The sequence below is a fragment of the Synechococcus sp. CC9616 genome, from assembly GCF_000515235.1.
Classification (GTDB): domain Bacteria; phylum Cyanobacteriota; class Cyanobacteriia; order PCC-6307; family Cyanobiaceae; genus Parasynechococcus.
The window spans coordinates 2,275,183-2,298,395 of the sequence record NZ_KI911558.1 but is presented as its reverse complement, the minus strand read 5'-3'; the positions used below and the strand labels follow the sequence as shown (position 1 = coordinate 2,298,395).

At 56.6% G+C, this 23,213-nt stretch carries 23 protein-coding genes; 9 read left to right on the top strand and 14 right to left on the bottom strand.

The window, feature by feature from the left end; all coding sequences use genetic code 11:
* Positions 1-130 precede the first annotated feature (130 nt).
* Positions 131-2,353 carry a cadherin-like domain-containing protein gene (locus SYN9616_RS0112870; protein ID WP_028953455.1) on the top strand — a complete coding sequence of 741 codons (2,223 nt, stop codon included), beginning with the start codon at positions 131-133 and terminating at the stop codon, positions 2,351-2,353.
* On the opposite strand, the gene folK is transcribed toward SYN9616_RS0112870, so the two are convergent.
* Positions 2,321-2,830: a 2-amino-4-hydroxy-6-hydroxymethyldihydropteridine diphosphokinase gene (gene folK, locus SYN9616_RS0112865; protein ID WP_028953454.1), complete on the bottom strand. Its 510-nt coding sequence runs from the start codon at positions 2,828-2,830 to the stop codon at positions 2,321-2,323. The two genes, SYN9616_RS0112870 and folK, sit on opposite strands and share 33 nt — an antisense overlap.
* 38 nt (positions 2,831-2,868) lie before the next feature.
* Between folK and SYN9616_RS0112860 the strand changes: the two genes are divergently transcribed.
* Positions 2,869-4,944, top strand: a complete 2,076-nt coding sequence (locus SYN9616_RS0112860) for a putative cobaltochelatase (RefSeq protein WP_028953453.1) — start codon at positions 2,869-2,871, stop codon at positions 4,942-4,944.
* A gap of 25 nt (positions 4,945-4,969) precedes the next feature.
* Here the strand turns inward: SYN9616_RS0112860 and SYN9616_RS0112855 are convergent, their stop codons facing one another.
* Together SYN9616_RS0112855 and SYN9616_RS0112850 are read right to left on the bottom strand one after the other, a co-directional pair.
* Positions 4,970-5,890, bottom strand: coding sequence for an MlaD family protein (locus tag SYN9616_RS0112855; protein ID WP_028953452.1), 921 nt, complete (start codon positions 5,888-5,890; stop codon positions 4,970-4,972).
* A 6-nt stretch (positions 5,891-5,896) separates the two neighbouring features.
* Positions 5,897-6,652: an ABC transporter ATP-binding protein gene (locus SYN9616_RS0112850; protein ID WP_084218410.1), complete on the bottom strand. Its 756-nt coding sequence runs from the start codon at positions 6,650-6,652 to the stop codon at positions 5,897-5,899.
* 203 nt (positions 6,653-6,855) lie between these two features.
* Here SYN9616_RS0112850 and yvcK point away from each other — a divergent pair, with 203 nt between their 5' ends.
* Positions 6,856-8,169: a gluconeogenesis factor YvcK family protein gene (gene yvcK, locus SYN9616_RS0112845; RefSeq protein WP_232200753.1), complete on the top strand. Its 1,314-nt coding sequence runs from the start codon at positions 6,856-6,858 to the stop codon at positions 8,167-8,169.
* On the opposite strand, the gene SYN9616_RS0112840 is transcribed toward yvcK, so the two are convergent.
* The 3 genes from SYN9616_RS0112840 to SYN9616_RS0112830 are packed head-to-tail and all read right to left on the bottom strand — an operon-like array spanning position 8,163 to position 9,829.
* Positions 8,163-8,729, bottom strand: a complete 567-nt coding sequence (locus SYN9616_RS0112840) for an NAD(P)H-quinone oxidoreductase subunit J (RefSeq protein ID WP_028953449.1) — start codon at positions 8,727-8,729, stop codon at positions 8,163-8,165. The genes yvcK and SYN9616_RS0112840 overlap by 7 nt on opposite strands.
* Complete coding sequence (gene nuoB, locus SYN9616_RS0112835; RefSeq protein WP_028953448.1) at positions 8,726-9,463, bottom strand: NADH-quinone oxidoreductase subunit NuoB; 738 nt, start codon at positions 9,461-9,463, stop codon at positions 8,726-8,728. The genes SYN9616_RS0112840 and nuoB overlap by 4 nt, the downstream gene beginning before the upstream one ends.
* Positions 9,464-9,466: 3 nt before the next feature.
* Positions 9,467-9,829: an NAD(P)H-quinone oxidoreductase subunit 3 gene (locus SYN9616_RS0112830; RefSeq protein WP_028953447.1), complete on the bottom strand. Its 363-nt coding sequence runs from the start codon at positions 9,827-9,829 to the stop codon at positions 9,467-9,469.
* Between the two features lie 84 nt (positions 9,830-9,913).
* Between SYN9616_RS0112830 and SYN9616_RS0112825 the strand changes: the two genes are divergently transcribed.
* From SYN9616_RS0112825 to SYN9616_RS0112800, 6 genes are all read left to right on the top strand, one after another.
* Entirely contained in the window at positions 9,914-10,318 is a 405-nt protein-coding gene (locus SYN9616_RS0112825) for a rubredoxin (RefSeq protein ID WP_028953446.1), read from the top strand.
* 11 nt (positions 10,319-10,329) lie between these two features.
* Positions 10,330-11,331 carry a photosynthesis system II assembly factor Ycf48 gene (locus tag SYN9616_RS0112820; protein WP_028953445.1) on the top strand — a complete coding sequence of 334 codons (1,002 nt, stop codon included), beginning with the start codon at positions 10,330-10,332 and terminating at the stop codon, positions 11,329-11,331.
* A 71-nt stretch (positions 11,332-11,402) separates the two neighbouring features.
* Positions 11,403-11,651: a cytochrome b559 subunit alpha gene (gene psbE, locus SYN9616_RS0112815; protein WP_028953444.1), complete on the top strand. Its 249-nt coding sequence runs from the start codon at positions 11,403-11,405 to the stop codon at positions 11,649-11,651.
* 3 nt (positions 11,652-11,654) lie between these two features.
* Positions 11,655-11,792 carry a cytochrome b559 subunit beta gene (gene psbF / locus SYN9616_RS0112810; protein WP_028953443.1) on the top strand — a complete coding sequence of 46 codons (138 nt, stop codon included), beginning with the start codon at positions 11,655-11,657 and terminating at the stop codon, positions 11,790-11,792.
* Positions 11,793-11,803: 11 nt separating this feature from the next.
* Positions 11,804-11,923 carry a photosystem II reaction center protein L gene (locus SYN9616_RS0112805; RefSeq protein WP_028953442.1) on the top strand — a complete coding sequence of 40 codons (120 nt, stop codon included), beginning with the start codon at positions 11,804-11,806 and terminating at the stop codon, positions 11,921-11,923.
* A gap of 12 nt (positions 11,924-11,935) precedes the next feature.
* Positions 11,936-12,136: a photosystem II reaction center protein J gene (locus tag SYN9616_RS0112800; RefSeq protein ID WP_028953441.1), complete on the top strand. Its 201-nt coding sequence runs from the start codon at positions 11,936-11,938 to the stop codon at positions 12,134-12,136.
* Positions 12,137-12,277: 141 nt separating this feature from the next.
* Here SYN9616_RS0112800 and SYN9616_RS0112795 read toward each other — a convergent pair whose 3' ends face one another.
* Genes SYN9616_RS0112795 through SYN9616_RS0112760 form a run of 8 tightly spaced genes read right to left on the bottom strand, consistent with a single transcriptional unit; the run spans position 12,278 to position 23,181 of the window.
* The gene (locus tag SYN9616_RS0112795; protein WP_028953440.1) at positions 12,278-13,300 is read right to left on the bottom strand and encodes an NAD-dependent epimerase; all 1,023 of its coding nucleotides are present in this window, start codon (positions 13,298-13,300) and stop codon (positions 12,278-12,280) included.
* Positions 13,297-14,700: a nucleotide sugar dehydrogenase gene (locus SYN9616_RS0112790; protein WP_028953439.1), complete on the bottom strand. Its 1,404-nt coding sequence runs from the start codon at positions 14,698-14,700 to the stop codon at positions 13,297-13,299. Before SYN9616_RS0112790 ends, SYN9616_RS0112795 begins: the two co-directional genes overlap by 4 nt.
* Positions 14,697-15,647, bottom strand: a complete 951-nt coding sequence (locus tag SYN9616_RS0112785; RefSeq protein ID WP_028953438.1) for a UDP-glucuronic acid decarboxylase family protein — start codon at positions 15,645-15,647, stop codon at positions 14,697-14,699. Before SYN9616_RS0112785 ends, SYN9616_RS0112790 begins: the two co-directional genes overlap by 4 nt.
* A gap of 1 nt (position 15,648) precedes the next feature.
* The gene (gene hisS, locus SYN9616_RS0112780; protein WP_028953437.1) at positions 15,649-16,941 is read right to left on the bottom strand and encodes a histidine--tRNA ligase; all 1,293 of its coding nucleotides are present in this window, start codon (positions 16,939-16,941) and stop codon (positions 15,649-15,651) included.
* 36 nt (positions 16,942-16,977) lie between these two features.
* Entirely contained in the window at positions 16,978-18,228 is a 1,251-nt protein-coding gene (locus SYN9616_RS0112775; protein WP_028953436.1) for a glycosyltransferase family 4 protein, read from the bottom strand.
* Positions 18,229-18,233: 5 nt separating this feature from the next.
* On the bottom strand, positions 18,234-19,499 hold the full coding sequence (locus SYN9616_RS0112770) for an HlyD family secretion protein (protein ID WP_028953435.1): 1,266 nt from the start codon (positions 19,497-19,499) through the stop codon (positions 18,234-18,236).
* 2 nt (positions 19,500-19,501) lie between these two features.
* Positions 19,502-22,456 carry a type I secretion system permease/ATPase gene (locus tag SYN9616_RS0112765; protein ID WP_028953434.1) on the bottom strand — a complete coding sequence of 985 codons (2,955 nt, stop codon included), beginning with the start codon at positions 22,454-22,456 and terminating at the stop codon, positions 19,502-19,504.
* Positions 22,453-23,181 (bottom strand): peptidylprolyl isomerase, encoded by a 729-nt coding sequence (locus SYN9616_RS0112760; RefSeq protein WP_232200442.1) that lies wholly within the window; start codon positions 23,179-23,181, stop codon positions 22,453-22,455. The genes SYN9616_RS0112765 and SYN9616_RS0112760 overlap by 4 nt, the downstream gene beginning before the upstream one ends.
* Positions 23,182-23,213: the final 32 nt, after the last annotated feature.

Sequence of the window (23,213 nt, the reverse complement as noted above, 5' to 3'; positions counted from 1 at the left end):
AGATTGTTTATCGGAAGAATCTGAATAACGCCTGAGAGTCCTCGGCCAATGCTCAGACAGACATCACCCAAATGGGGGGTTCAAGAGATCACCACAAAAGAAACAATATGCGTATCGAAGAATCAACGCAATGGCTCCTCTACTCAAAGGCAAAACACAACCAACGCAACCGCTAGAACTCGCCGCAACACTTGAAGATCAGCCAATCTTTCTCTACGAAGCAGACCTGCTGACAAACTACGAAGGGTCAGGAACACTGAGCATTGAAAGCCTCTCCGCAGACAGAGGCGTCATCACATCGGATCCCTCCAATAAGGGCTTTAAGTTCACCCCAGAAAACAATTACAACGGAACGGTAACACTCACATACGTCGTCAAAGACGACAATGGCTGGACAAACGGTTCCAACATATTTGAAATCAAACCTGTCAATGATGCACCTAAAAAGACTGGCACTCAATTCACATTTCCCGAAATAATAAACGATTCGTCATTAACATTCACATCAGCCCAATTACTTCAGGGATTTACAGACATAGACGGAGACACTCTCTCCGTGAGCGACCTAGTAGCCAACGAAGACAAGGGAGTCCTCTCTCAAACAGGAACCAGCTGGACATACACACCAGAAAAAAACCAGACCGGAATAATCACACTTAACTACTTAGTTTATGACGGCAAAGGCGGAGAGATTAACGCCTCAAAATTATTTAAAGTCGTTCAATCCAATAACAAACCAGCCCTTACCGGCGAGAAAGCAATCCTGAAAACAGGCAGAGAAGACGCAAGTTACACGTTGAGGAAAGCTGACCTTTTAGAAGGTTTTTCTGATGCAGATGGAGACAACCTTACCGTCGTAGAGATGGAGGCAAGCAATGGAAAGGTTTCAGAAAACAGCGATGGCTCTTGGACCTTTAATCCGAACAGCGATTATTTCGGAACGGTTGACATTAACTATCGAATCAACGACGGCAACAGCAACTCGATTGCAGCATCCAACAGTTTTAGCCTCAAGAATGTTAATGACGCTCCCTCTCTGACAGGCGAGCGAGCAGAGCTGGACTCCACAACAGTCAATCAGGTCGTAGAGCTCAAGTCATCTGATTTTTTGGCTGGCTTTACCGATGCCGACAAAGACCTTCTATCTATTAGCAGGCTTAAAGCAAATAACGGCAAGATCGAGGCGATCAACAACACATCGTGGACATTAACGCCCGAGGAGAATTTCACAGGTGTAATTACACTAAGCTATGACGTCATGGACCCATACGGACGAACTTCCAAAGCCAACCAATCATTCAAGGTCCTTAACAACCTCCCAAAACTCACTGGCTCAGCAGCTGATCTGGACGATGGAAAAGTCAACAAAACAATATTCGTCAAATCCTCGGACCTACTGAAAGGTTATACAGATTTAGATGGACATTCTCTTTTTATCAATGATCTCAAGGCAAATAATGGGACAGTCAAAAATATCAATGACAAAACCTGGTCATTGACTCCCAAAAACGATTTCACTGGTACAGCAAAACTGAGTTACGACGTCTCAGATGGTAACGGAGGAATCACAGCCGCTACTCAATCTGTCGAGATCCTTTCATTCAACAATGCTCCATTAAAGAGCGGTGGTACAGCATCGTTCAAACAGTCAAACAGCAATTTCAAAGCCAGAACAAGTGAAAGTTCCGCCATTCTGATTCGGTCCCGTGATCTTCTCAAGGGCTACAGCGACCCCGATGGCGATCAGTTGAGTATCAGTGGCCTGCAGACTTCTGGAGGTTCACTCGAACAGAAAGACAACGACACCTGGTTGTTCACTCCCGATCGTGAATCCTCAACATTGATTGAATTCTCTTACACAATTGAAGATTCAGAAGGGGCCTCTCTCTTTGTCTCCAACACAATCTTCAATGAGAAAGAACGCGGGAGCAGGCAATCCGGGACAAAGCGTCGCGACATCCTTTCAGGCACACAAGGCGATGATGAGCTGACCGGGTTGAAGGGCCATGACAAGATTTCAGGTTTGAGGGGTAACGATGTCCTCCATGGAGGAGATGGAAAAGATCAACTCAAGGGTGGACAAGGTGATGATGAGCTGATCGGAGGCAAAGGAAAGGATCGTCTCTGGGGAGATAGCGGAAGCGATCTCTTCATCGTCAAAGGAGGAACTGGTTATGACGTGATCGCTGATTTCGATCCCAATGATGATCTGATCCAGGTAAGCGAAGGATTGAGAGAGATCGAGATCACATCCAGGAAGGGAGACGCCTTGATTTACAAGGACGATGATCTGATTGCCAAAGTGAAAGGGTTGGGTGAGTCACTCTCCATGGCCAGAGACTTTGTGATGTGACTGCATCACCTGCAGCAAGGGCTCCAGAACGAACGTTCTCAGGTGCAGACGGGGATGGGGCAGCACCACCCGAGGAGTGTCCAGCCGCAATTCCCCCCAGAACAACAGGTCGAGATCAAGGGTTCGTGGTCCCCAGCGCTGTTCCCGCTCACGATCACGGCCGAACCGACGCTCCAGCCCATGCAGCCGATCCAGAAGCTGTAAAGCCGAAGTTTCTGACGGTTCCGCTGCGATCTTCCTCACCAGCAACACACCATTGAGGTAACAGGGTTGCTCCACAGGCCCCACCGGATCGGTGGTCAGCAGAGCTGACCAATAAAACTGCAATGGCTGATCAGCCCAGGCCTTGAGTTGCTCTTCCAAAAGGGGACGCACCGCCGCGAGCGTCTGCCGCGGCCCACCAATCGCACTGGGCTGATTCGCCCCCAGGGCCACCGCCAACGGTGCCTCCAAGGCTGCATCGTCTGAAAAGGGCATCGGCGAGACTGGCCGGCACAAAGGAACTCGACGCGTCCATGGTGGCAAGCGGTGTAGCGGCAAAGGACGACCGGGCCATCCGTGCTTTCCCGCTGGCTGCGATCACCGGCCACGGCACGTTGAAACTGGCCCTGCTTCTGGCGGCCGTCGATCCAGGCTTAGGCGGCGTGGTCATTGCAGGTGGACGCGGAACCGGCAAATCCGTGCTCGCTCGCGGCCTCCATGCCCTGCTGCCACCGATCGACATTCTCGATGCGATCAGCGGCGTGGGACGCAATCTCGATCCACAGAATCCCGAGGAATGGGATCCCACCACACGTGGGCAGATCAGCGGTGATGCCCCCTCCAAGGTGATCCCAGCGCCTTTCGTTCAGATCCCCCTCGGCATCACGGAAGATCGCTTAATCGGTGCTGTTGATGTGGCCGCCTCACTCTCCAGCGGCAGTGCCGTGTTCCAACCGGGCCTGCTGGCCGATGCCCACCGCGGCGTGCTCTACGTCGATGAACTCAACCTGCTCGACGACGGCATCGTGAACCTGATGCTGGCGGCTGTGGGCAGCGGCGAAAACCGGGTGGAACGGGAGGGGCTCAGCCTCAGCCACCCCTGTCGCCCGCTGCTGATTGCGACGTACAACCCCGAGGAGGGCAATGTGCGCGATCACTTGCTGGATCGCTTTGCCATCGCCCTTTCGGCCAATCAACTGGTCACGACCGAACAGCGCGTGGAGATCACCAATGCGGTGTTGAACCATGGCCAGTGCAGCCGCTCCTTCGCGGAGACCTGGGCGGAGGAGACCGATGCCCTGGCCACCCAGCTGCTGCTCGCGCGCCAATGGCTGCCGGATGTTCAGATCAGCCACGAGCAGATTCAATATCTCGTCAACGAAGCGATCCGTGGCGGTGTGGAAGGTCACCGTTCGGAGCTCTACGCCGTACGGGTCGCTCGCGCCCATGCCGCTCTGAGCGGCCGCGATCGAGTCGAAGCCGACGACCTCCAGGTTGCGGTGGCGCTGGTGATTGCTCCGCGCGCTTCCCAGCTGCCGCCACCGGATCAGCAGATGGAGCCACCCCCGCCGCAGGAGCAGGAGCCGCCGCCGCCACCAGAAGGAGAAACGCCGCCGGATGAGGAGCAGGAACCCCCGGAGGACAGCAACGAGGACGACGACGAACCCGACAACGAAGACGAGGACGACACTCCAGAGGATCAGGCACCCCCTTCAATCCCGGAGGAATTCATGCTCGACCCCGAGGCGGTGGCCATCGATCCCGATCTGCTGCTGTTCAATGCCGCGAAGAGCAAAAGCGGCAGCAGCGGCAGCCGTTCGATGGTGATGAGTGACAGCCGCGGTCGGTACGTGAAACCGATGTTGCCCCGCGGGCCCGTCCGGCGCATTGCCGTGGACGCAACGCTTCGAGCCGCCGCCCCGTATCAGAAGGTGCGCCGCGAACGGCAGCCGGAACGAACCGTGATCGTTGAGGAAGGCGACCTGCGCGCCAAGTTGCTGCAGCGCAAGGCCGGGGCTCTGGTGGTGTTTCTGGTGGATGCCAGCGGATCGATGGCCCTGAACCGCATGCAGAGCGCCAAAGGTGCCGTGATCCGTCTTCTCACTGAGGCCTACGAAAACCGCGATGAGGTGGCCCTGATCCCATTCCGTGGCGATCAGGCCGAGGTGCTGCTGCCGCCCACACGCTCCATCACCGCCGCCCGCCGGCGACTGGAGTCGATGCCCTGTGGTGGTGGCTCACCGCTGGCCCATGGCCTGACCCAGGCGGCCCGCGTCGGCGCCAATGCTCTGGCCACCGGCGATCTCAGCCAGGTGGTTGTCGTGGCGATCACCGATGGGCGCGGCAACGTTCCACTGAGCACCTCTCTGGGGCAACCGGAGCTGGAGGGCGAGGACAAACCCGACCTCAAACAGGAGGTTCTGGATGTGGCAGCGCGCTACCGCATGCTCGGCATCAAATTGCTGGTGATCGACACGGAGCGGAAATTCATCGGCAGTGGCATGGGCAAAGACCTGGCTGAAGCCGCGGGAGGGAAATATGTCCAACTGCCCAAAGCCAGCGATCAGGCCATTGCAGCGGTGGCGATGGATGCCATCAGCACGATATAGGCACTAAGCCGTGTATTTATCGTGCTTAATTCGTTTCTGCTGGATAAATCTCAGAGAACAATTCTCCTAACCCGATGGTGACGTTGCGCAAACCCTTCATAAATTCCGGATCAGAGGTGAGCTTCTCAACATCGCCGCCAACCGCATCAATCTTTGCGGTGAGCTGGCTGGCGTTGTATGCGGTCTGACGTAATTCGTTCAAGGTGGCCGGATTATCCAAAGACGCCACGATGTTGTTCACATGGGCCGATGCTTTCATAGCATTTGCCGTGGCGGCATTGAGGTTGGAAATCATCGGCTCAGCCTTGGCGATTTCAGCCTGCAATTGCTTCACCAGTACATCGATCTCCTTTGTCGTGAGTTCGGCATTCTCCAGGAACTGGGAAGCGTCCTTCGCTGTGTTTTCAAACTGGCGGGTGGATTGAGCCAAAGCCGGCACCAACCTCGCCTTTTCTGCTTCAGAAAGAAGCTGCTGCAGCGTTCTGGTGACGGTGGCGATGCTGGGGGCCTGCAATCCACGAATCGTGCCGCCGTCACAGAGCTGTTTTGCTGAATCGCACTCTCCGGATCGGGGCATCGGAGCATCCTTCGGCAGAGCCACTCCTTTGCTGACCAAAGAGACCTGAGCGTCACCCCCCAGCAGTGACCCCGGGGCAACGGTGGCGGTCACAGGCATCGGCAGCTTGAGATCGCCCTGACTGATCTCGAGATCCGCCACCACCGCGCCGGGCGTGACACGGATCGCCTTCACCGAACCGACCAGGATGCCGCGATAGGTGACCGGTGATCGCTCCGCCAGTCCTGAGGCATCTGAAAACTGGGCTGTGACCCTCCACTCGCTCGCCCCGATCCGGATGCCGCGCATCCAAGCCACCGTCGCCGCAAAACCAACAATCGCTCCGATCACGGAGAAACCAACGATGGCGTCACGAACACTGCGTCTCATCGGCAATCAGTGCGCAGGCTGCATGGGTCCGCGAAGGCTACCGGTCCTGAACTGTTCAACGAATGGGTTGTCTGAACTGCGGAACTCATCCACCGATCCCTGCCACTGAAACTGGCCTCCGTACACCATCACCACCCGCTGGGCCGATCGCTCGATCGTGCTGCGCACGTGGCTCACCACCACGGAGCAACCCTTGGCAACCGTGGTGGTTTTCACGATCAGGTCTTCAATCCTGGTGGACGCCACCGGATCGAGACCAGCCGTGGGCTCGTCGTAGAGCAACAGGGGCATGGTCTGATCACTGCGCTGCGGATCGTCGATCAGGGCCCGGGCAAAACTCACCCGCTTCTGCATTCCGCCACTCAGCTCCCCGGGATACAGATCAGCCACATCAAACAGTCCCACTTCCTGCAGGCAGGCCTCCACCCGTTCACTGATGTCCTTTTCGGTCAATCCCCCCTTCTTGCGAAGCAGGAAACCAACGTTCTCCCCGACCGTGAGCGACGCCAGCAGGGCGGGGTTCTGGAACACCAGGCGCACATCAGGAGGATTGTCCTGGTCCAGGCGCAGATAGCTCTGCGGCTTTCCGAACAATCTCAGTTCTCCCTCGGTGGGCATCTGCAACCCAGCCAACAGTCTCAGCACCGTGGACTTTCCCGCACCGGACGGGCCCACCACTGCCAATCGTTCGCCGGGCTGCATGTCGAGATTGACAGCGTCCAAAATTCGTCTTGAGCCCCACTGCATGGTGAGGTCGCGCATCTCGACCACCGGTTGGTTCTCGGTCACGGGGGGACGCGTCGTTTGGGCCACATCCTGGCTGGTGTCGACAGCCTCCGTACAGTTCAGGTGACGCCCTGCTTTCACGCTTCTTGGCGCCTGTGCCCACGCAGAGCAGAAAACGACAAGCCAAGGTGCTGAGAGATCAGCGGCGACGCGATCTGCTGACGCGCTCCCGCCGCGCCATGCGCTGGCTGCAGCCCGGTCTCGTGGTGAAGCGCTGGGTGCTCACCTCAGGCCTGGGGCTGCTCATGGCCCTGCTGGGAGCGGCCGTCTGGGCCGATTTGAAGCCGATTTACTGGATCCTGGAAACCCTCAGCTGGTTTCTCAGCTTCATCACCGCTGTGCTGCCGCGCGAGATCACAGGGCCACTGGTAGTGCTGTTGGGGATCGGTCTTCTGCTCTGGGGACAAAGCAGAAGCTTCGGGTCGATTCAGCGCGCCCTCGTTCCCGACAAAGACACGATCCTGGTGGATGCGCTGCGAGCCAAGAGCCGTCTCAACCGTGGGCCCAACATCGTTGCGATCGGCGGCGGCACCGGGCTGTCGACACTGCTTAGCGGACTGAAGCGCTACAGCAGTCACATCACAGCGGTCGTCACCGTTGCGGATGACGGCGGTAGCAGCGGTGTTCTACGCAGAGAGCTGGGCGTTCTGCCACCGGGAGACATCCGCAACTGCCTTGCCGCCCTCTCCACCGAGGAGCCCCTGCTGACGCGCCTGTTTCAATACCGCTTCTCCGCCGGCAGCGGCCTTGAAGGGCACAGTTTCGGCAACCTCTTCCTCTCAGCACTGACGGCCATCACCGGCAACCTGGAGACGGCCATCACCGCGTCCAGTCGGGTGCTTGCGGTGCAAGGCCAGGTGGTTCCGGCCACCAACGTGGATGTGCGCCTATGGGCGGAGCTGGAAAACGGGGATCGCATCGAGGGTGAAAGCAACATCGGCAAGGCCCCCAGCCCGATCGTGCGCCTTGGCTGTCTGCCGGAACGTCCGCCAGCCCTGCCCCGGGCCCTCGAAGCCATCGCCAATGCCGATCTGATCCTGCTGGGGCCTGGCAGTTTGTACACCTCCCTGCTTCCCAACCTTCTGGTTCCAGAGCTGGTGTCCGCCATTCAGGCCAGTCGCGCCCCGAGGCTCTACATCTGCAATCTGATGACCCAGCCCGGAGAGACGGATGGACTGGATGTCAGCGGCCATCTACGGGCAATCGAGGCACAGCTCGCCAGCATCGGCATCAGCCGGCGTTTGTTCACGGCTGTTCTGGCACAGGATGATCTCGGATCATCCCCTTTGGTGGAGCATTACCGGTCCCGTGGAGCTGATCCGGTGATCTGCAACCTGGACAGTCTTCGCCAGGATGGATACGACGTCATGCAGGCGCCATTGCAGGGCGCCCGTCCAACGGCCACCCTGCGGCATGATCCACGCAGCCTGGCTTTAGCTGTGATGCGTTTTTACCGGAAGCATCGTCGTGAAGCCACAGGGCGCGATCAGTAAGCGTCCTGCATTTCGTAAAAGTCAGGCTGTACGTAGTCCTTCCGCAAGGGCCATCCCTTCCAGTCCTCCGGCATCAGTAGCCGCTTCGGATGGGGGTGCCCCTCAAACTGGATGCCGTACATGTCGAAGGTTTCACGTTCTTGCCAATCGGCACCGCGGAATAATCCATAAATCGAAGGCAGGGTCGGCGTCCCTTCGCGATCGAGAAACACCTTGAGGCGAACTTCTCGGGGTTGAACGTCTGGGGAATGCGCCATGGCCTCCACTTGTTCGGCCATGGCCAGAAAGTGGTAGAAGCAGACAAGCTTTTTGCCGGGTCCCTCGTCGTACCCCCCCTGCACCTGCAGGTAATCAAAGCCATGGGCCTTCAGGGCCGCAGCAAGGATCGGAAGCATCGGCGCGTCAACTCCGATCTGTTCAACTCCAACGTGATCGGGATCGAGGACAGCGTGCTCGAAGCCCTGCTCGGCTAACCACTGACTGACCTTGCCAGGCTCAGAGGCCACAACTGCCGAAGAGTCATTCTCAGGTGCTGGCGGGGTAGCCGGTGTTTCGGTCATGACTCAACGGGTTCAGCAGCAGGGGTAAGAACGGCCGCATCCGTCACCAATGCCTGCCCAGGAGCTGCAGCGAGGGCTTCACGTTGGGTGTCGGCGCGCAGATACTGGCCAGTCACAGCGGGTTCCACCCGTTTCATCTGATGGGACAGAGTGATGTAGCGGTGGGTCTGCTGATGCTGATGACGCTCAGCGATGGAATCGTTGCCCACTTTCTTACGGAGCTTGATCACGGCATCGAAGATCGATTCGGGCCTGGGGGGACATCCCGGCAGATAGAGATCAACCGGAATCAACTTGTCGACTCCCCGGACAGCTGTTGTGGAATCGGCACTGAACATGCCGCCGGTGATCGTGCATGCCCCCATGGCAATCACATATTTCGGCTCCGGCATCTGCTCGTAGAGCCGAACCAGCGCAGGCGCCATTTTCATGGTGACAGTGCCTGCGACGATCAGAAGATCAGCTTGTCGCGGTGAGCTTCTGGGCACCAAACCGAAACGATCAAAGTCAAAGCGAGACCCGATCAGGGCTGCGAATTCAATGAAGCAACATGCTGTGCCATAGAGCAAAGGCCAAAGACTGCTCAGTCGGGCCCAGTTGTGCAGATCATCGAGGCTCGTGAGGATGACGTTCTCGCTCAGGTCTGTGGTGACCTGAGGTGCACCGATGGGGCCACATGTCGCTTCGCGCAGATCGCGGACGGCTGTGATGGAAGGGGGTGAAAGTTCAGTCATGGCTCAGCTCCACTCAAGGGCGCCCTTGCGCCAGGCATAGGCGAGGGCCACTAGCAGGATTGCGATGAAAATCAGCGCTTCGATGAAGGCCAGAAGGCCCAATCGATGAAATGCAACAGCCCATGGATAGAGAAAAACGGTCTCCACGTCAAAAATGACGAAGACCAGGGCAAACATGTAGTAGCGGATATTGAACTGAATCCAGGCCCCGCCGATCGGTTCCATGCCGGATTCGTAGGTGAGCTGGCGCTCACCTGCGCGGCTCCTGGGAGCCAACAGCTTGTTGGTGATCAGTGCCAAAACCGGGACGGCAGCGGCGATCAGTAGAAAGCCGAGGAAGGCGTCGTAGCCGGGCAGGGCGAACATGGGCGTCCCCATAGTCAAGGAGCAGTCTGGCACTCACTGACGGAAGATGACGTCGATAGAGTCTTCCGGCATGACATCAACGTGGTGAGCGACGAGATTCAGTCCGTTGAGGACACGAGCGCTTCGCCGGAGATCGCATCGGAGCTGACTGCCGCAGCGGAAACCGAGAGCGACCCCCGCACCCACCGCTTTGAATGCCGCAGCTGCGGTTACGTCTACGACCCCGACGAGGGCGTCAAGAAAGTGGGGATTGTTGCCGGCACGGCTTTTGAGGATCTTGATCCGATGAGCTTCCGCTGTCCGGTCTGTCGGAGCAGGGTGGCGGCCTTCCGTGACATCGGTCCCCGCAGCAAAGCTAGCGGCTTCGACGAGAATCTTGACTACGGCCTGGGTGTGAATCGCCTGACCCCTGGTCAGAAAAACGTCCTTATTTTCGGAGGTCTGGCTCTGGCCTTCGCTTTCTTCCTTTCGCTTTACTCCCTCCGCTAACCAGCCCAGCCATGAACCGACTGCTGACCTCCATCCTCAACCTGGCGCTTGTGATGGCTCTCGGCGTCAGCCTCAGCGGCTGCGTCACCACACGACTCCCGATCGCTGCCATCAGTCCCTGGGAAGCGCAGAACCTGGACACGGAAGCCAATCCCCTGGACGTGGCCTTCACCGATGCCAACCATGGCTTTCTGGTGGGTAGCAATCGAATGATCCAGGAAACCGATGACGGAGGCCAGAGCTGGAGCGAACGAAGCCTCGACCTACCAGACGAAGAAAACTTCCGATTGATCAGTATCGATTTCAATGGACAGGAAGGTTGGATCGCCGGCCAACCCGGACTGCTGATGCACAGCACCGATGCCGGTCAGAACTGGACCCGTCTGTTTCTCGACACGAAACTGCCAGGTGAGCCGTATCTCATTACGGCCTTGACCTCTAATTCCGCAGAACTGGCCACCAACGTCGGAGCCGTTTACGAGACCCACGACGGCGGTGGAAGCTGGGAAGCCAGAGTGACTGATGCGGCAGGTGCCGTTCGCGATCTTCGCCGCAGCGACGACGGCAGCTACGTCAGTGTGAGCGGCCTTGGCAACTTCTATGCCACCTGGGAGCCCGGTGATGCGGTGTGGCAAGTGCATCAACGCGTCAGCAGCCAGAGATTGCAGAGCATCGGCTACCAGTCCGACGGGAACCTCTGGATGGTGGCCCGCGGCGCTCAAATTCGTTTAAACGATGATCCCGGCGATCTTGAGAGCTGGAGCAAGCCCATCATTCCCATCACCAATGGCTACGGCTACTTGGATATGGCCTGGGATGAGAACGGGGACATCTGGGCCGGAGGAGGAAACGGCACCCTGCTGGTGAGTCATGACAATGGCGATAACTGGGAGATCGATCCAGTCGGAGACAGTCAACCGAGCAATTTCACCCGCATCGTGTTGGATGAAGAACACGCCTTTGTGCTTGGTGAACGGGGCAATCTTCTGCGCTGGGTCGGCAACGCTGTGTAACTGGAGAGGACCAGCACCGACGACCACCCTGGACTGCCCTTTAGGATCTCCTGGCTGATACGCCCGAGACCATGGCTGCAGGCTCTACCGGAGAACGGCCGTTCTTCGAAATCATTACGAGCATCCGCTACTGGGTGATCCATGCCGTGACTCTTCCGTCGATCTTTCTGGCTGGATTCCTATTCGTGTCCACAGGCCTTGCCTATGACGCATTTGGGACCCCCCGTCCGGATGCTTACTTTCAGGCAACTGAAAGCAGAGCTCCTGTTGTGAGCCAGCGATTTGAGGGCAAAGACCAACTTGACGTTCGCTTGAAATAAGCCATGACACAGGCTCCAATGTCCACCACGCCACGCAACTATCCGATCTTCACGGTGCGTTGGCTTGCCGTTCACACCCTGGGTGTGCCAACGGTGTTCTTCCTCGGCGCCCTCGCCGCGATGCAATTCATCCGCCGCTGAGTCACACCGAAATGGAACGCAATCCCAATCCGAACAATCTTCCGGTTGAACTCAATCGCACCAGCCTGTTTCTGGGCCTGCTGTTTGTGTTCACCACCGGTGTGCTGTTCTCCAGCTACTTCTTCAACTGAGGTCTGAGTCCCATGAGCGGAAAGAAGTCTCCCTTCCCCGACGGTCGAATTCCTGATCGTCTTCCTGATGGTCGCCCGGCCGTTCCGTGGCGTTCCCGCTGGACTGAAGGCGTTTTACCTCTCTGGCTGGTTGCCACGGCAGGTGGAATGGCTGTTCTGTTCGTGGTGGGTCTTTTCTTCTATGGCTCCTACACAGGCGTTGGTTCGGCTTGATCGACATCCAGTGCTTTTTGATTGATTCATCAGCGGATCAGCATTCCTTGAATCCATCATCAAATCGGTCATAGGGCCGATTTTTTTATGGCATCAACGGAAGAACGAACAATCTTGGTCAGCCATCGCGGGATGCATTGATCAAACTGCGTAAAAGCTTCGATACCACTGAGCAAAACGCTCAACGCCAAGTTCAATCGATGTTGAAGGTCGAAATCCCACCCAGTTCTCCAGTGCCTGGGTATCGGCTGCCGTCGCCACCACATCTCCTGGCTGCATGGGCTGAAAGTTCTTGATTGCCTCTTGCCCGAGCGCCTGTTCCATCACCTGAATGAAGCGCAGCAGGGGAGTGGGTTGGCTGTTGCCGATGTTGAACACCCGATGCGGAGCAGCTGCCGTCGCAGGATCAGGCTGCAGTGGGTCAAACAGGGGATCAGCTGTTGCAGGTTTGTCGCAACAGCGCAGCACCCCTTCGACGATGTCATCGATGTACGTGAAGTCCCGCTGCATCCGGCCGTGATTGAACACCTTGATGGGCTCGCTGGCGAGAATGGCGCGAGCAAACAACATCGGGGCCATGTCCGGGCGGCCCCAAGGGCCATACACCGTGAAGAAGCGCAGCCCGGTGGCGGGCAATCCATAGAGGTGGCTGTAGGTGTGTGCCATCAATTCGTTGGCCTTTTTGCTGGCGGCATAAAGGCTCACGGGATGATTCACAGGCTGTCGCTCGTGAAACGGGAGGTTGCGATTCCCCCCGTACACCGAACTGCTGGAGGCATACACAAGATGCTGCACGCCATGGTGGCGACAGCCCTCAAGGATGTGACCGAAGCCCACCAGATTGCTCTGGATGTAAGCGGCGGGGTTGTCGAGCGAGTAACGAACCCCCGCCTGGGCCGCCAGATTCACCACCACCTGAGGTGACTCCTCGGCAAACAGGGCCATCAAGGCCTCTCCCTCCTCGAGGGCCACACGCTCAAAGCGCCATTGGCCTTCAGGAGCCATGGCCGTGATCTGGGCCAGGCGCGCCTGTTTCAGAGAGGGGTCGTAATAGCTGTTGAGATTGTCAAGACCAACAACGCGATCGCCCCGCTGGAGAAGACGTTGCGTTAAAACAGCTCCGATGAAGCCAGCAGCTCCGGTAACGACAACCGTGCGGCTCACTGAGCGCCGTCACCCACACGCCAAAGCATGAGACCTGCCTCCTTCACCTGGATGGGATTGGCAACCGCACGAGCATCAAAGACCCAAGCTGGTCTTCGCATCCGAGCAGCAAGGGACTTCCAGTTGAGCGACTGATAGTCGCGCCACTCCGTCAGGATTAAAACTGCGTCAGCTCCGTTGACTGCCTCCTCAACCGATGTGGCTTGCCCCCAACTGCCAATTCCACTGAGCCCTTCGCTGGTTCCTGATGACTCCAATTTCAAGTCACGAGCGATCTGACTGACCATGACCTTGGGATCATGAATCGCCAATTGAGCCCCCTCCTCCAGAAGATCACCAGCAATACGAATGGCGGGAGCCTCGCGCGTGTCGTTGGTATCAGCCTTGAAGGCAAACCCCAATATCGCCAGTCTCTTGCCGGTAACAGTGCCAAACAACTTTTGCACCACAAGACGTGAAATCCGATGTTGCTGCCAGGTATTCAGCGTCACAACACTTTCCCAGTAATCAGCGACTTCTGGCAATCCAAAATATCGGCAGAGATACACCAAATTCAGGATGTCTTTTTGAAAGCAACTACCTCCGAAACCTGGTCCTGATTGAAGAAATTTTGGCCCTATGCGGCTATCGGTACCTATCGCGCGGGCAACCTCCCGAACATCGGCACCAGTGGCTTCACATAGAGCCGCCACAGAGTTGATGGAGCTAATCCTTTGAGCCAAGAAGGCATTAGCAGTGAGTTTCGAGAGCTCACTGCTCCATAAATTGGTACGGAGGATTTGGTTGGCAGGAACCCAATGGCTGTACACCTCCGCCAAAGCATCAATGGACGATTGATCCTCACCGCCAATCAACACACGGTCTGGCGTCTCAAGATCCCGAATCGCTGTTCCTTCTGCCAAAAATTCAGGGTTAGACAGCACCGAAAACGATCGCATCTCACTGCCATCGTGGGCTGCCTCCAAAATCGTTTTTATCGCCTCAGCCGTTCGGACAGGCAATGTGCTCTTCTCCACGACAATGGTGTGGCCAGTTGCAGCAAGGGCGACTTCTCGAGCACATGCCTCAACCCAGCGGAGATCACTCGCCTGACCAGCACCCAATCCCTTGGTCTTGGTTGGGGTATTGACCGAGATAAACACCATGTCGGCTGAGGCAATCGCCTCAGACACAGCCGTTGAAAACGTCAGATTTCGACCGCGAGCACGCCCGACAACTGCATCCAATCCGGGTTCGTAGACGGGCAGCTGAGCAAGGTCAGCGTTATTCCAGGCATCGATGCGAGTTTGGTTGATGTCCACCACAGTCACCTGGACATCGGGGCAACGATCGGCAATCACCGCCATGGTCGGCCCCCCGACATATCCGGCACCGATGCAGCAGATCCGTTGGACCCTCACGCTCCTGACCTCATCTCCAGATTGAGGACACTACGAAAGGAGTCGATCGTCGCTCCCAATCCTTGCTCCAGTGACACAGTCGGCTGCCATCCCAGCGCTTGCTGCGCTGTATCTATCCGTGGACATCGCTGACGTGGATCATCCTCAGGCAAAGGTTTGTAGATCAATTCCAAACTGGGATCAATCCTGGACCTCACGAGCTCAGCCAGCCTCCGAATTGTGAATTCATCGGGGTTACCGAGATTCACAGGACCCGATTGCTCACCGTTCATTAATTTGATTAAACCCTCCACCAAATCACTGACATAGCAGAAGGAACGAGTCTGGCCTCCATCGCCATACAACGTAAGCGGCTCTCCGCGGAGAGCCTGAACGATGAAATTACTGACAACCCGACCATCATCAATCAACATCCTAGGCCCATAAGTGTTGAAAATTCGCGCTATTCGTATATCAAGACCATTCATTCTTTTGTAGTCAAAGCAAAGTGTTTCAGCGATTCGCTTCCCTTCGTCATAGCAGCTTCTAACCCCTATGGGATTTACACAACCACGATAAGACTCTGGCTGGGGATGAATTTCAGGGTCCCCATACACCTCACTGGTACTAGCTAAGAGCAAACGCGCTCCCACACGCCTTGCCAGACCAAGCATGTTGTAAGTCCCAAGAAAACTCGTTTTGGCGGTCTTCACTGGGTTGGTTTGGTAATGAATCGGCGATGCAGGGCAAGCAAGATGCCAAATCCTATCGACCTCTAATTTAATCGGCTCAGTAACATCGTGACGTATCAATTCAAAGCGCGGATGTGAAATCCAGCGTTCAATGTTGCACTTACGACCCGTGAAATAATTATCCAGACATATCACCTCTTCCCCAGCCTCCATTAACCAATCAATCAGGTGTGAGCCGAGAAAGCCAGCGCCGCCAGTAACCAGATGAATATTCATTTCAGCTTGCCTTAAGATGATCCACAATTAGGTTGATATCCCCGAGTGAAAAGGTGCTTTCGCTTGCCTGTTGTTGCAAGACTTTGATGCGGACAATCCCGTTCTTTATCTCATCATCACCTATAACCAAAGCCTGTTTTGCACCGCAGCGGTCAGCTCTCTTGAACTGCTTAGAAAAGCTGGCTCCACTGTCATCAAGCTGCACGGAAAGTCCTGCACGTCTGAGCTGTCTGGCTAACACCAACGCAGCCCGCTCAGCAGAGTCTCCACGATTCACCAAATAAGCCGTGGGGACTGGGACTTCCGTTAGTCGCGCAGCAGGTCCGGATGAATCCTTAGAGGCGGCAGACTCCAACACCAGCATCAACCGTTCCAGTCCCAGCGCCCAGCCGATGGCTGGGGTTGAAGGACCACCCAGCTGCTCTACCAGACCGTTGTAACGACCACCACCACAGACAGTGGCTTGCGCGCCGAGCTGGTCACTGGTGATCTCGAAGGCGGTGTGCCCGTAGTAATCCAAGCCCCGCACCAGGCGAGGGTTCAAGCGAAAGGGAATGCCAAGGTCATGAAGACCATGCTGCACACTGTCGAATCTCTCCCGACTGTCAGAGCCAAGAGCGTCAATCAGGCGGGGAGCCGACTCCAGCAAATCCTGGGTGTCAGGATTCTTGGAATCCAGAATCCTCAGTGGATTGCTCTCCAGACGCGACCTGGAATCGTCGTCCAACGCATCGCGCCGTTCCTGAAACCAACCCACCAGCGCAGACCGATAGGCCTGACGATCCTCGATCGAACCAAGGCTGTTGAGCTCGAGCTCGAGGCCACCAACTCCAAGCCGATCAAGCAAATCCCAGGCCAAGGCGATCACCTCGACATCACTGCGAGGGCTGGAAGCCCCCAACCACTCAACGCCGATCTGATGAAACTGGCGTTGACGTCCAGCCTGGGGTCGCTCATAGCGGAACATGGAGCCGCAATACCACAGCCGCTGTGGGCCCTGACTCAACAGTCCATGCTCCAAAGCAGCCCGAACCACGGAAGCCGTGCCCTCCGGTCGCAGGGTGCAAGAACGCTCGCCACGATCCTGAAACGTATACATCTCCTTGCCCACAACATCGGTGGCCTCTCCGATGCCACGGCAGAACAAGTCTGTGTTTTCCAGCAATGGCGTCCTGATTTCGCCGAAGCCGGACCGACGAAAGTGTTCGCGTGCCGCAGCCTCAACCGCTTGCCAGCGCTGCAAAGCGTCCGGCAGAAGATCCACCATGCCCCGGAGGCTCTTCAGTTGCGTCAAGACGAACGATCGCAATCAGCGCTCCAGTTTGCCGCTTCAGGCTCCGATTGAACCGCTGGCCACCAAATTGATCAGAGCCAGATGTCGGGACACACAGGCATTGAGCTCATAAGTCCGTTGAACCGTCTCGCGCGCAGCTTCGCCAAAGACACGAGCACGCTCCCGATCTCTCAGCAGCTCAGCCACAGCCGTCGCCAGATCGCCAGACGAAAAGAAATCAACCAATAAACCGTTTTCCCCATGGCGAATTGCCTCCCGCACAGGAGCCGTATCGGAGCCCACAACAGCGCAACCGCAGGCCATCGCTTCGAGCAGGCTCCAACTCATCACGAACGGATAAGTGAGATAGACGTGGCAAGCACTCAGCTGCAGCAGGGGAATGAAACTCGCATAAGGAAGAGTTCCGGTGAAATGCACCTTGGAAGGGTCGTAGCGGCCATCAATTTCAGCCAGAAAACGATCTCCCCATTCGCCCTCTTCACAGGCGGCGCCGTAACTCACCCCCTTGGTCTCTCCAACAATCACGATGCGAGCCTCTGGGCATTGTTCCTGAAGAAGAGGGATCGCTCTGATGAACGTGTGACAGCCTCGGTAGGGCTCAAGTCGCCGGTTCACGAACGTCACGATCGGCTGCCCCGCCTCCAGCACGGTTCCATCCGGGAGAGTTAAGGGATCGGGACTGGTATTCGGCTTGGCCCGCTCCGTATCAACTCCGTCATGAATCACGCTGATGCGTTGGCGCCAAAAGGGCGGGAAACTGCTGGCCTGGAAATGCGTCGGAGAAACATTCCAATCAGACTGCTCAAGCGTTAAATGCAAATAAGCATTTTTCATAATGAGTTTTGCTTGCGCTCCCCAGGAACGATCTTCCTGAAACTCAGCGTCAAAATTAGAATCAAAACCGTGCTCTTTATAGAAAAATTCTTGATAACAAAGCAACGGCGAATCAGGCCAGATCGTTTTCAAGAACATGGGCTCTCCCCAACCCGGATGAGCCAAAATCACATCGGGCGTAAATCCTTTCAGCTTCAACTGTTCAGCAGCACGGGCGCAACCTTCAGCGCGAATCATCTTGGTTTCTGTTTCCATCACAAGCGGATGGACACCCTTTGTATTTCCTCGATCAAGCCGATATTGAAAATAGTTCAGCGAATCAGAAATAGGCCTGCTTTTGTCCAGCTGGTTGATACCAAGGGCAACAAGCTGATGATTGCCATGCTGCGCCAATCTCTGGACAATATGAAGATACTGACCAGGAAAATTCTGGTGAATGAACAGAATCCGCATCGAACTTAGAGCCTCTGCAAAGACTCTGCTTTGTCCTGGAACTCACCCAGAAGAAGCTGGAGATAGGACACCTTGCGCAGCTTGATGTTGGCACTCAAGCTCATGCCGACTCCGAGCCGGAGATTGCTTCCACTCTTCAGCTTGAGCTGCTGATCGGCCAATGTGATCGTCACGGGGAAGGCCAGTTCCTGACGCTGTTCCTGAGGATCGGGCGGCAGGGCGTCTGATCCGACCTTGGTCACTTCACCCTGGAGCACACCGAAATCTGTGGATGGATAGGAATCAATGCTGATATCCGATTCCATACCGGTGCGGACAAATCCGATCTTGTTGCTAGGCACCTCGACCCTTGCCTCCAGAGCGCCATAGTCCTCTTCCCCCCCTGGCCCATCCTGGCGATAAGGAACAATCTTCATCACGGTTTCTGTGCTCTGGGCCGTGTAACCAGGAGAGGTGGGCTGCATATCAAACACCAACCCACGAACGGGTGACTTCAGCTCCTGGTAGCGCAGCGTGACACGACTCTCAGTTAATTTTGCCTTCAGATCAGCAAGCTGAACATTAAGTTGCTGGATTGACTGCTCCAGTTGCTGAATACTTTGGTTGAGAATTGCAGTTTGGCGAAGACGATCGACTTGGGACTGCCTCAAGCGGCCACGAGTTTCTTCAACAGTATTTTTCTGGGATAAATATTGAAGCTCAGCCGTCGCACCTTCCAAGGAAAGTTTCTCATAACGACTGAGAATCTCAATTTCCAACTGCAACTTGTTACGCAGCATGGACTGCTCCTGAAGGTTCATATCGAGATAGCTTTGCAACTCCTTTTTTTTGAGGTTGAGCTCTTCAGCCTTGAGCTTCAGACTTTGCTCCGTGGATTTGATCTGACTTTCAAACGCCTCTTTCTGATCTTCACTGGTTTCGGTATCAAGCTTGATCAGCACCTGGCCGGCCTGAACCTCCTGACCATCCTTCACAAGGATCTGCTGTACAACGCCTCCAACAGGCATTTGAATTTTTTTCACTGAACCAATCGGCTCGAGCTTTCCTGTCGCCACGACGATTTCCTCGGTGCGTGCCAGGGCCAGCCAGGCCACACCGAAAATCGTGGTGCCGATCAAAGTCCAGGTGACCGTTCGCATCCAGAAACGGCTCTGCTGCAGGACGGACTCGTCGTACTTGGTGATCGACACGGTCGATCCAGTGACGTCCTCAACCTCCGGCTGCTCAGCCAAGGAACCGCCCCGAAAGCGCTTGAAAGGATTCAGCTTCATGATCAGGCGTCCCCCTGTTGGCGATAAAGGGCGTAGTAACGCCCGCGATGATTCATCAGCTCGTCGTGGGTGCCGACTTCGACGATGGCTCCCTTATCCAGCATCACGATCATGTCCGCATTGCGGATGGTGGAAAGACGGTGCGTGATGAAGAAAACCGTGCGGTCGTTGAGGTTTTCCAGCAGGTTGTCGCAGACCTTGCGCTCAGTTTCATAGTCCAGGGCGCTGGTCGCCTCATCCATGACAAGCAGCTTCGGATTGCTCAACAGGGTTCGTGCAATGGCTACACGCTGGCGCTGACCACCACTGAGGGCAGCTCCCCGTTCACCCACTGGAGTGCTGTAGCCGCTGGCCAAATCCATGATGAATTCGTGGGCATTCGCCAATCGGGCCGCCCGCACGATCTCTTCGCTGGAGGCTTCGGGATTGGTCAATGCGATGTTCTCACTCACCGTGCCGCTGAACAGCAACGGGTCCTGGGGAACAATGCCGATCTGACGGCGCAGCGAATAGAGCTCCACCTTGCCGATGTCGTAGCCGTCAATGAGGATGCGACCCTCTCCAGGTTCATAAAGACGAGGCAGAAGCTTCATCAACGTGCTTTTGCCGCTGCCGCTCTGGCCGACGATGCCAACAAACGTTCCAGACGGAACTTCCAGATTCACGTCCTTGAGGACTTCCGGCTGGCCTGGACGGAAACGAAAGGACAGATCCTCGAAGCGCACCAGACCTTGCAACGGAGGCAGCATCACCTTCGATTTATCCACCTCATCCGATTCCTCCGGCGTGTCGATCACATCGGCAAGGCGCTCGAAACTGACACGCAGCTCCTGGATGTTCTGCCAGATCGTCGACAACCTCAGCAGTGGCTGGGTCACATATCCCGAAATGATTCGGAAAGCAATCAACTGGCCGAGGGTCAGATCACCGCTGAGCACCATCGAGGCACCAATCCAAAGCACCATGAGCTGGGAGATTTTCTGAAGCACCTGGCTGGTCTGGTTCAGAGCCGTCCCGGTGATCGTTTTTTCAAAAGTGCGCGCGATGTACTGGGAATAAAACTCCTGCCAGCGCCAACGACTCACCATCTCCACGTTCTGAGCCTTCACCGTCTGAATGCCGGTGAGTACCTCCACCAGATGGCTCTGGGTTTTGGCGTTTTCTTCAGCAGCAGCGCGGAACTGACGGCGGAACAGGGGTGCCCCAAGAATGGTCAAGCCGATTTGGATCGGAAGAACACAGAGGGCGATCAGGGTGAGCAACCAGCTGTAGATCACCATCACGGCGATATAAATCAGCGAAAAAGCGGCATCCAGAATCGTGGTGAGGGCCTGTCCGGTGAGGAAGTTGCGGATCTTCTCGAGTTCAGCGACCCGTGTCCCCAGTTCACCCACCGGGCGACGGTCGAAGTAGCCGAGCGGCAGACGAAGCAGATGGTCGATCACTTCTGCACCTAAACGCTGATCGATCCGGTTCGTGGTCTCCGCAAACAGAAAGGTCTTGAGGCTGCCGAGCACACCCTCGAGGATCGTCACCACCACGAGAGCGATGCCGAGAACCTGCAAGGTGTCGAGACTTCGCTGACTAATCACCTTGTCGATGATCACCTGAATCAGCAGAGGGTTGGCGAGCGTGAACAGCTGGACGACGAAACTGGCCGCCAACACCTGAGTGAGAACACCCCGGTAACGCTTCAGCGCCGGCCAGAACCAACCAGGCCCGAACTTCTGATCCGGTGTCGCGTTGGATCGCTCCATCAGGAGCAATTCGATTCCTTCCGGGAAATTCTCCTCAAGGTCATCCGGAAGCAGCGTGACCATCCCATGCTTCGGAGAAGCCAGCTTCAGCGCCCGTTCATGGCTGGCCACCACAAGAGCGAATCCGTTTTTCCAAGGCACCAGCGATGGAACCTGGAGTCGTGTGCCGGCAGCGGCGGGCACCCGCGCCGCCATCACATGCAGCCCAAGGCTCGCCGCGAGCTGACCACAAAGCTGGAGATTGGGCGTCAGTCCTCGGCGCAGATTGTCCTGGAGGACTTTTTCGATCGAATCACGACGAAACGGCAACTTCATCAGCTGCGCCAGCATCTGGAAACAGGCCAGGGTCTCCTGCAGTGGGCCGTCTGCTCGGATCAGCCGCAGGCTGTCGACCACATTGCGTTCCGGGCTGTAGCGGCTGACCGGAGGCAGTGTTTCTCCCGCTTCTGAATCCTCAAAGGGAATCAGATCTCCACGAGCACTGTCCCCGTCCGTTTCCGGATCAGCAGGGGGGAGTGTCTGCGAAAGGCGTTGCTGGAACTCCGGGGCCAGGGCGACAAGACGCGAACGGAAGCTCCCGCTGGATTCAAGGTCGCTCTCGGACTGGACAGCCTTACCGATCTCATCCGAACCCCAGTGCGAGGAGAGGAAGAGGAGTTGCCCTTCGGCAAGGGCCGCGTCGATGGCAGCCGTCTCTGCTGCACAGCGCTGCGCCAGCTTCAGACCGTCCTCAAGCAACTCAATGGCCGTGTCCTCGACACTGGCGGAACGTTCGGCAAGCACTTCAAGGAGCTGGAGCAGTTCCTGAGGCCAGATCTGACGATCACACCAACCCTGGAAGTCCGTCTCTGAGATGTAGAGATCACTCCAGAGCTCATCGCTGATCGAACAGGCCACCACCTCCTGCGAGGCGACGATGTTTTCACAGGGTTTTCCCACCAACAGACTGGCGGCACCCAGAACACTGCCGGGGCCGAATTTGCCAACGGTGGTCAGCCGACCGTTATGACGCCCCACCAGACGCGCCTGCCCCTGGAGCACCACCAGCACCCTGGCTGGGATGTCATCCGGCTCAACAAGCTGCTGGCCGAGTTCAAAGCGAAGCACCTTGGTGCCCTGGCGCAGACGTGCAGCACCGGAGTCGCTGAGACCCTTGAAGGCCGGATGCTTGAGCAGGGGAAACGGAGGTGACGTCGTCATGAGTGGGCGCTGGCGTCGACGTTCCCGTTCAGTTGGCTCAAACTAGTTGTGGTCTGCTCATTGATCCACTCATCAAACATTTCCCGGCACATTCGATCTGAAATCTCATCGGTGAATGTGGCTGGCGAATAACGCTCCAAACGCACCACGAGCCACCAGTCGGAAATCCGGAAAGGCTCGAGCAGCACACCTGGCTGGGAGACTCTCAATTTCTCAACTAGCGACGGATGGGCCTGGGTAAGGGGAACGGGTCCAACAATTCCATTGGTGTTGCGCTCCGGTCCTTCGGCATAACGTTTGGCCAGATCAGCGAAGTTGGATTCGCCGGACTCAATCTGCAGATACAACTCCCTGGCGAGGAAGCGGTTCTCCAGCCGCAACAGGCTGTAAACAACCTGATCAAGCTCGTTTTTGCGTTCGAGGAAACGCGCTTCCGCCTTCACAGCGAATTGATTTCTGGCCGTGGCCCTCTGTTGAATGCCCCGCTTCAGCTGGTCAAGCACCGCCTGTTCCGGACGACCCAACTCCTCGAGCAGTTGAGGCCATTCCTCCATCGTCTCGTAACCGCGACGCTCAAGCAGACCCTGGCGGGCACGCATCAGGGAGTCGTCATCCACCGGGGTTTGCGAGACGGACTCGGCGATCACCATCTGTTCAACCAGCGGGCGCAGCAAATTGAACTTTTGAAGCAGCGCCCGGCCATCGGAGCCGATCAAACGTTTCAACTCAGCAACCGCTGATCCACTCTCCACTTCAA